The sequence below is a fragment of the Ruminococcus sp. AF17-22AC genome, assembly GCF_003460065.1.
Lineage (GTDB): Bacteria > Bacillota > Clostridia > Lachnospirales > Lachnospiraceae > Blautia_A.
On record NZ_QRXT01000010.1, the window covers coordinates 116,424 to 124,581 of the forward strand.

8 protein-coding genes are annotated in these 8,158 nt (G+C 41.9%); 3 read left to right on the forward strand and 5 right to left on the reverse strand.

All coding sequences use genetic code 11. The annotated features are described in order from the left end of the window. Window positions 1–36: 36 nt before the first annotated feature. From DWW86_RS13490 to DWW86_RS13505, 4 genes are all read right to left on the reverse strand, one after another. Entirely contained in the window at window positions 37–576 is a 540-nt protein-coding gene (locus tag DWW86_RS13490; protein ID WP_117943673.1) for a phosphohydrolase, read from the reverse strand. Between the two features lie 273 nt (window positions 577–849). After that, window positions 850–2,208: a M20 family metallopeptidase gene (locus tag DWW86_RS13495; protein WP_117943674.1), complete on the reverse strand. Its 1,359-nt coding sequence runs from the start codon at window positions 2,206–2,208 to the stop codon at window positions 850–852. 78 nt (window positions 2,209–2,286) lie between these two features. Continuing rightward, window positions 2,287–2,769, reverse strand: a complete 483-nt coding sequence (locus DWW86_RS13500; protein WP_083585482.1) for a CinA family protein — start codon at window positions 2,767–2,769, stop codon at window positions 2,287–2,289. 49 nt (window positions 2,770–2,818) lie between these two features. Continuing rightward, window positions 2,819–3,703, reverse strand: a complete 885-nt coding sequence (locus tag DWW86_RS13505; RefSeq protein ID WP_072521578.1) for a ferredoxin-like domain-containing protein — start codon at window positions 3,701–3,703, stop codon at window positions 2,819–2,821. Between the two features lie 124 nt (window positions 3,704–3,827). Between DWW86_RS13505 and DWW86_RS13510 the strand changes: the two genes are divergently transcribed. Genes DWW86_RS13510 through DWW86_RS13520 form a run of 3 tightly spaced genes read left to right on the forward strand, consistent with a single transcriptional unit; the run spans window position 3,828 to window position 7,177 of the window. Continuing rightward, complete coding sequence (locus tag DWW86_RS13510; protein WP_117943675.1) at window positions 3,828–4,739, forward strand: LysR family transcriptional regulator; 912 nt, start codon at window positions 3,828–3,830, stop codon at window positions 4,737–4,739. A 36-nt stretch (window positions 4,740–4,775) separates the two neighbouring features. After that, window positions 4,776–5,804, forward strand: coding sequence for an RluA family pseudouridine synthase (locus DWW86_RS13515; protein WP_117943676.1), 1,029 nt, complete (start codon window positions 4,776–4,778; stop codon window positions 5,802–5,804). A gap of 32 nt (window positions 5,805–5,836) precedes the next feature. Continuing rightward, a complete protein-coding gene (locus DWW86_RS13520; RefSeq protein WP_117943677.1) occupies window positions 5,837–7,177 on the forward strand; it encodes an MATE family efflux transporter in 1,341 nt (446 codons plus the stop codon). Window positions 7,178–7,185: 8 nt separating this feature from the next. Here DWW86_RS13520 and DWW86_RS13525 read toward each other — a convergent pair whose 3' ends face one another. Next, window positions 7,186–7,827 carry a DUF4317 family protein gene (locus tag DWW86_RS13525; protein ID WP_117943678.1) on the reverse strand — a complete coding sequence of 214 codons (642 nt, stop codon included), beginning with the start codon at window positions 7,825–7,827 and terminating at the stop codon, window positions 7,186–7,188. Window positions 7,828–8,158: the final 331 nt, after the last annotated feature.

Consider the following 8,158-nt stretch of genomic DNA (forward strand, 5'->3'; position numbering starts at 1 on the left):
TACACAACACTTCCTTATTTCTGCAATTTTTATAGCTTATTTCTCCTTTATCAGTGCCTCCGCCAATATTATAAATTCCTCTGCAACATCCTTCCAGTTTCGCTCTGTCATATCCGTAACAGATGCCAGTGACTTTACGGGTCTGTCTTTTTCTCCGATCATCAGTTCTCTGAGTTCATGATCCAGTATCTCATCATCGATCTGCCTCCATCTGGAATTTTCTTCTTCACTCAGATCACCCAGACCAAATTTCTCCAAAATACAGTCCATTATTTTGCTTTCAATTTTATAATACTCTGGCAGATGTACTTTTACCGGTCTGATAATATCCGCAATATATGCCTCACTCGCATCATGCAGAAGACATGCAAGCTGTACCCTCTTCGACCATCCTCTTGCCCTTGCTTCTTTCATACAGTTTATCGAATGCTGTCCTACGGAATAAAAATATTTTAAATGTCCTCCTCCACGACATAACAGACTCAGTGCATGCGCAAGATCTTCCAGTGATACATCTTCACTGTTCATGTGCATAGGATCAAACTTTTTCCCGGAAAATGTGTTCATCACACTCATATCTTTCCAACTCCATTCTCATCTCTTCCAAACGATGCAATGCCTCGTCCAGTGTCTCTTTTTCATCATCACTTCTGTTTTCCCACAGGTTACCACGATTTCTTTATTCGGGTCAATACCCCTGTGGATTGCTTTTCCAGCTTAATTTTCATTGTAAATATCTTATCTCATCCAAAAAGAGAACCTTCCCTGTCCGGTGGCAGGGAAGATTCTCTTTATTTGTTTATGCATTATCATAATTTCTGTTATAAATCAACAGATTTCAGAAAACGATCAGATTGCAAGAAGATTTTTGATTGCTTCCATATATATGAGTACAGCTTCTTCCATTCCTGATTCAAGAATAAACTCATCTGCACCATGAATACGGTAATCGATTCCCGGCATTTCCGGTCCGAATGCGATAATGTTTTTAAGTGATTTCGCATAAGTTCCGCCGCCGATAACCATCGGTTTATTCTCTGTGTCACCTGTTACATCGACATAAGCTTTGTACAGTGCATTTACAAGAGGAGATTCTCTCGGGAAGAACAGAGAATCACCAATTCCAAGGATCTCAATACGTCCGTTTTCATCTTCCAGTCTGTCTTCGCACATCTTACGGACTTCCCCACTCTTGAGAGTAACCGGTACACGGATGTCAATTGTAGCAGAAATCACACCGTCTTCTGTCTTAACGATACCATTGCACAGTGTCAGTTCGCCGTATTCGTCAGCAAACTTAAGACCAAGACCGGAACCATCGCAGGCTGTACCGATATGTTCATTGTAGAATTTTACAAAATCATCTTCGAAGCCGGCTTTTGCAAGACATTCAAATGTCACTCCTGCTGCATTGACACCAAGAGTCGGTGTGCTGGCATGTGCCGGAACACCTTTTGCATAAATGCTGATCTCACCATTTTCTTCTGTTACTTTGTATTCCTGAAGTTTTGTCTCAGCAAACGCTGCCTCAAGCTTTTCTTTCAGTCCTGATTCTGCCGGAACTATAGTATTACAGGTGTCACACACAGCGTTGGAAACAAAACCGCCATTCATGGAAATAATCTTTGTATTTTTAGAATATGCCATCATTCCCATCTGACCCTTTTCACCATGGATACATGGGAAGTTTGCATCCGGTGTAAAACCACAGGATAATTCCTCTTCTACTTCATTGTAATGTTCCATACATTTTGATCCGGTTTCCTCGTTACATCCCATGATCAGGCGGACTCTTTTGTTTAATTTCACACCAGAATCACGTACGAGTTTCATTGCATAAAGTGCCTCAAGAATCGGTCCTTTGTCATCTGTTGTTCCACGTCCGTAAATATGATCTCCATCACGTGTAAGAGTAAATGGATCATATGTCCAGTCACCGCCTACCGGTACAATATCAAGATGTCCGGCGATACCAACAATTTCCTCTCCCTCGCCCATCTCTGCATAACCGCAGTAGTTATCAAGATTTACTGTTTTGAAACCAAGCTCATCTGCAATTTTTAATGCTTCCTCAAGAACCTTTGCAGGTCCTTCGCCAAACGGCATTCCCTCTGCCGGTGTACCAAGCTGCGAATCAATCGCAACCAGTCTGCCCATATTTTTAATAATTTCGTCTGATAATCCGTGAATTTCTTCTTTTATACTCATTACCATTTCCTCCAGATATTATTCTCCTGCCAAAAACCATATATTCTGCAGTCTTTCTTAAATATACACTTTTTTTCTCTACATCACAAGTGTTTCCAGCTTTTCAAATACCATATCGGTATACATCTGCTTAATTTCATGACGCTCCAGTCCTGTAACCTCTGCATGCACTTCAAAAGTATTTACTTTATCTCTTATGCGAATGCAAAAATATACAACTCCCTGCACACTGTCCGAATTATTTGGATCAATATTACCGGTCGTTCCCGTTATTCCGACAGCAATATCCGTATGCAACTTTTCCTGTACTGTTTTTGCCATTGCCTCTGCACATTCTTTGGAATATACCCCGTACTTTTGTATAATTTCTTTCTCAACACCAATAAAGATTTTGGTCTCATTCAGATATGTGACATAGCCTCCCGGAAAAATTGCGGATGCACCTTCTGTATCTGTGATTGTGGATGCAATCATACCAGATGTGCAACTTTCCATCGTAGAAATTGTTGTATGTGTATCAATCAGTTTTTTAATGATACTGTTTTTTTCTTTCTGTTCCACACTCTTCATCTCCGAATCGAATTGCTACCTTTATCCTAACAGATATTGCTCATCCAATCAATTCTTTTTCCACGTTTTCAAAACCGATGCGCTCTATTGTTTCTGCAAAACGTTCCCCTTTATTTCCATGATCCCTGAAAAAAAGAATCGCTTTTTCAACGACATCAAGTGCTTCTTCTCTGGAAGTAAAAATTTTGCTGAGTGCTCTGCCCTTTGATACTTTTTTCCCCCAGCGTCCGCCGACATAAATCTTATAACCATATGTACCATCTTCGATTGTGTGGAACGGACATTTTCCAACACAGCGTCCGCAGTGTCGACACTTTGTCTCATCAATTGTGATTTTTCCATCCACTACTTTTGCAACCTTGTTTGGACAGGCTGCTTCGATCGCACATTTTTTGCATCCTTTGCAAATGTCAGTATTTACTTTCGGAATGCGCTGACCGATGATTCCCACATCATTTAAGTTCGGTTTTACACAGTTGTTCGGACATCCGCCAACTGCAATCTTAAATTTGTGTGGCAGTACAATGTCTCTGTATCCTTCATAAAAGCGTTTATAAATTTCCTCTGAGATTGCATAGGAATCCAGAAGGCCATACTGACAGGTTGTTCCCTTACAGGATACGACTGGACGGACTTTTGCTCCTGTTCCTCCTGTCACCAGATTTTCTTTGGCAATAAACTCTCTAAATTCATCAATCTTTTCATATGGGATTCCCGGAATTTCCACAGAAAGTCTTGTTGTATATAGAAGTTCACCGCTGCCAAACTTTTCTGCAGCTTCTGCCATACAACGATGCTGCGCTGCCGTTACTTTTCCGTTTATCGTCAGGACCCGTGCGGAAAAAAGATCTGTTCCGCGGTTATTCAGAAATCCCATTCCTTTTACTCGTTTTTCGTCCTCTTTACTTACTGTTAATGCTGACATGTATTTCCCTCATCTCATTTCATATTTTGATTTGCATTTCATAATATACCACTTGAGTATGTATTTGAAAAATGATATTATTTTATAGAAATAATAGGTATTTTCTATAAAAGGAGCATATCATATGACGATACGACATCTGACTATTTTTGTTGCGGTAGCTGACCAGGGTTCCATGAGTGCTGCTGCTGCTTCTCTGTATTTATCGCAGCCCACCGTAAGTCAGGCAATCCGTGAGCTGGAAAAACATTACAATGGACTTCTCTTTGAACGTCTCGGTAAAAAGCTTTACCTCACAGAACGTGGCAGACTTTTGCTTCCTCAGGCCCGCAGTCTGATTCAGCAGTTTCGGCAGATTGAGGAGCTGATGCTGAATCAGGGACAATCTCAGATTCTGAAACTTGGTTCTACGATTACAGTCGGAACCTGCCTCACTCCTTTCCTAATTCCGAAACTTCAAAAGGACCTTCCGGATGTCCACGTCCATTCTTATGTGAGTAATACCAAGGACATTGAGCAGAAACTTCTGCGCGCTGAACTTGACGTTGGAATTGTAGAGGGTGAAATTCTTTCTCCTGACCTTACCGTTCTCCCGATTATTGATGACTGTCTGGTACTTGCCGTCGGCAAATATCATCCTTTATATCATAGAAATTGCATTCAGATTCGGGATCTTGCAGGAGAAGGCTTTGCAATGCGAGAGCAGGGGAGCGGAACCCGGCAGCTTTTTGAGGACTATATTGCCAAACATCAGATTTCTGTTCGTACGGTCTGGGAAGCAAACAGCCCCCGAACACTTTTAAATGCTGTGCTCTATGACCAGGTACTTTCTGTTATGTCGCTTCGCCTTATGACACATGAGATCCGCCACAATACAATTCGTGTTTTCTATAACAAAAATGGCGAATGGAACCGTAAATTCAAACTTGTCTATCACAAAAACAAATTTCTTACTCCTGTGATCCATGACCTGGAAAAACTGCTCCACACATACAAGAATATCAAACTCCCGCCAAATATAGGAATACTGGAATAAAATGAATCTTACTCATATGATAAAGGAATTTTTTTTATGGAAAAACATATTACTTTCGACGTTGAAGAACATATGACCGGACAGACTGTCGAAAAAGTTCTACGCACCGCTCTCGGTCTCACAAAAAGGCAGATCAGCCGTGCCAAATTTCAAGCGGACGGGATACGTAAAAACGGTGTGCAATGCCGGACAACCGATATCGTACAGACCAGTGATCAGATCATAATCTGTATCGAGGCTGCCAAAAACGATTTGAATCATCTGGTGTCATTTTGTGGAGATGCACATCCTCTCGAAATCTTATATGAAGATGAAGATATTCTCGCAGTAAACAAGCCAGCCGGAATACTTACTCACCCTTCCGGTGCACATTACGCAGACACACTTTCCAATCAGGTATCCGGATATTTTCATAAGAAAAAAGTCTCCTGCCGCGTCCGCCCGATAGGACGGCTCGACAAAGAGACTTCCGGTATTGTTTTATTTGCAAAAAATCAGGTGTCTGCACAGCGGCTTCAGGCTCAACGTGAGTCCGGCATTTTTCATAAACAATACATTGCCATAGTAATGGGAAGTTTTTCTGATGATACAAGTGCTTCATCGAATACTGCGTGGCACACGGTTTGTTTTCCGATCAGAAAAACAGCAGATCATCCATTGCGGATGGAAGCAATAACTGATTTCGGCAGTTCTTTTGTTCCTGAATCTGCTGACTTTGTGACACCTCTGGCTGGTATGACAACATTGCTTTCTGCTGTCACACATTACCAGATTCTTTACAGGTCACCAGACTGGTCGATCGTAACTTTAAAGCTGGATACCGGACGCACGCATCAGATCCGTGTCCACATGAAGGCTCTCGGGCATCCGCTTCTTGGAGATACTTTGTATCAGAAAACTTTTCCGGCAGATTCTTTATCCGAACAGCCTGTATTTCATCGCACAGCCCTGCATGCATGGAAGATCCAATTCCGGCATCCGTTTAACAATGCATGGATTTCACTGGAAGCTCCACTCCCTGATGATTTCTGTAACTGTTTTCAAAACATCAATTTTAGTTTATAATTACTTTTATACACAGAATATTGGAGGTTTTTATGTCTGCTCAAATTCGGGATATGACAAAGGGTTCTCCGGCGAAGCTTATTCTGCTTTTTGCAGTACCGTTGATGCTGGGGAATATTTTTCAGCAATTATATACGATGGTTGACACGATTGTTGTCGGACAGGTTGCCGGAGTACAGGCTCTTGCCGCACTCGGTGCTGTCGAATGGATCATGTGGATGGTTCTTGGTGTTTCCACAGGTGTCACACAGGGATTTTCTATTTTGATCTCTCAGCATTACGGTGCACGTAAATGGAATGATCTCAAAAAAGCCGTCGCTCACAGTTATCTGCTTACTGCCATTACTGCGATTTCTCTTCTGATTGTCAGCCAGCTTGCAGCCAGATGGATCCTGCTGCTTTTAAATACACCGGATAATATCATCGGAATGTCTCTGATCTATCTGCGGATTGTTTTCTGCGGAATTCCGGTAGTTGCGGCTTATAACATTTTTGCGTCTGTGCTGAGAGCTCTCGGAAACAGCCGCACACCGCTGATTGCCATGATCATTGCAGCTCTGATCAACGTTATTCTGGATCTTACTTTTGTTGCCGTGCTTCACTGGGGTGTTGCCGGAGCTGCGCTTGCAACCGTTACCGCTCAGGCTTTTTCCGCACTGTATTGTTTTATGATTGTTCGCAAAATCGATATTGTACATACTTCTAAAGAAGATTTTGAAACAGTACCCGGCCTTAACAGAAAGCTTCTCGGACTTGGTGCACCAATCCTTTTTCAGGATGTCATCATTTCCGTCGGAGGTCTTGCCGTACAGTTTGTCATCAATGGTTACGGTTTTCTCTTCGTCGCCGGTTTTACTGCCACCAATAAGCTTTACGGAGTACTTGAGATGGCTGCGATTTCCTACGGTTATGCCATTGTCTCTTACGTAGGTCAGAACCTTGGCGCAGGAAAGATTGACCGAATCAAAAAAGGTATATATACAAGTGCTTTTCTTGCCTTTCTCACTTCAGCATTTATCAGTATCATGATGTTTCTTTTTGGAAAATTTTTACTTTCTATGTTTATCTCCGGTGATCCCACGCAGGCGGAACAGGTTCTTGGAATTGCATGGCATTATCTGTCGATCATGGCATCCTGCCTTTGCATTCTGTATTTTCTCTACGTCTATCGTTCTGCACTTCAGGGACTTGGAAATACGATGCTCCCCATGCTGAGCGGTGTTGTAGAATTTTTTGTACGTGTCGGTGTTGCTCTCCTGCTTCCGAAGTTTATCGGACAGAATGGCATTTTTTATGCAGAGATTGCTGCATGGACAGGAGCTACAGTACTTCTTGTTGTCAGTTATTACATCAGTATTCGAAAATTTATGTGATCCGGTCATCAGTCGCATAACTGTAAAATCTTTAATAAGTCATTTTTGGGGAGATCTGGATTGCTTTGATAGACATCAATGTAGTCTGGATCTTCTGTTCTGTCCTGAAAAGCCGGAAACAAAAATCCACACTCCGGCTCTCCCGGCTCATAATCGCCACTCACCGGACAAATTGCACAGATAAGATATTCATACATTTCTTCTGATTCCCAGAGATTTTTCTTATCTGATGTCTTCAGAGGAATATCATACGTATTATGAAAAAGATATATCGCATACTCATGATCTGTATGATATTTTTCAACCACATATTCATAAAATGCTTCCAGAAGCGCATCATTTTTCAGTGCACTGGATTTCATGCCCAGAAGGAGCTGGCGGATTCCTCCCGATCGACATGCGTTCTCAGGAAGAATGTATCGTTTCAGATTTTTGTTTGTAGGCGAAAATGGAATTATTTTGGCTATCGCAAGATTTTTTTCCTTCTCTTTTGGTTTGAGTTTCAGAAAATTTGTATTAAACGTTCCATCAATAAAACCTTCTGAATCCATATAACTTCCCGCAATGCGCGTCATTGAAGTCCGGGACAATGTCATTCTCCGTGTCAGCTCCAGTATTTCTTCTCTGTTGATCGGTATAATGGATGTCATGATAAATTCCTTTCCTGATATTTTTCTTATTTTGACGCTAAAAAGCCGGAACAGATTTTATCTGCTCCGGCTTCATTATCGTATCTTCAAAACCACATACATGTTGACTAAGCAATCGATCATCTTAACCATGCTTTCGCTTTCGCCGAGCTTGGTCACCTCGCAACTTCGTTGCTCAGTGCCTTTTGCTTCGCAAATGTCTGTCTCCTCACGTTTCCGTTCTGAAATGCAAGCATTTCTCACTCCACGCTCAGCGACAGCCGCTCGTCTCAGCTTTTTGGTCAAGCCCTCACCCTATTAGTAGCAGTCAGCTCCATGTGTTACCACACTT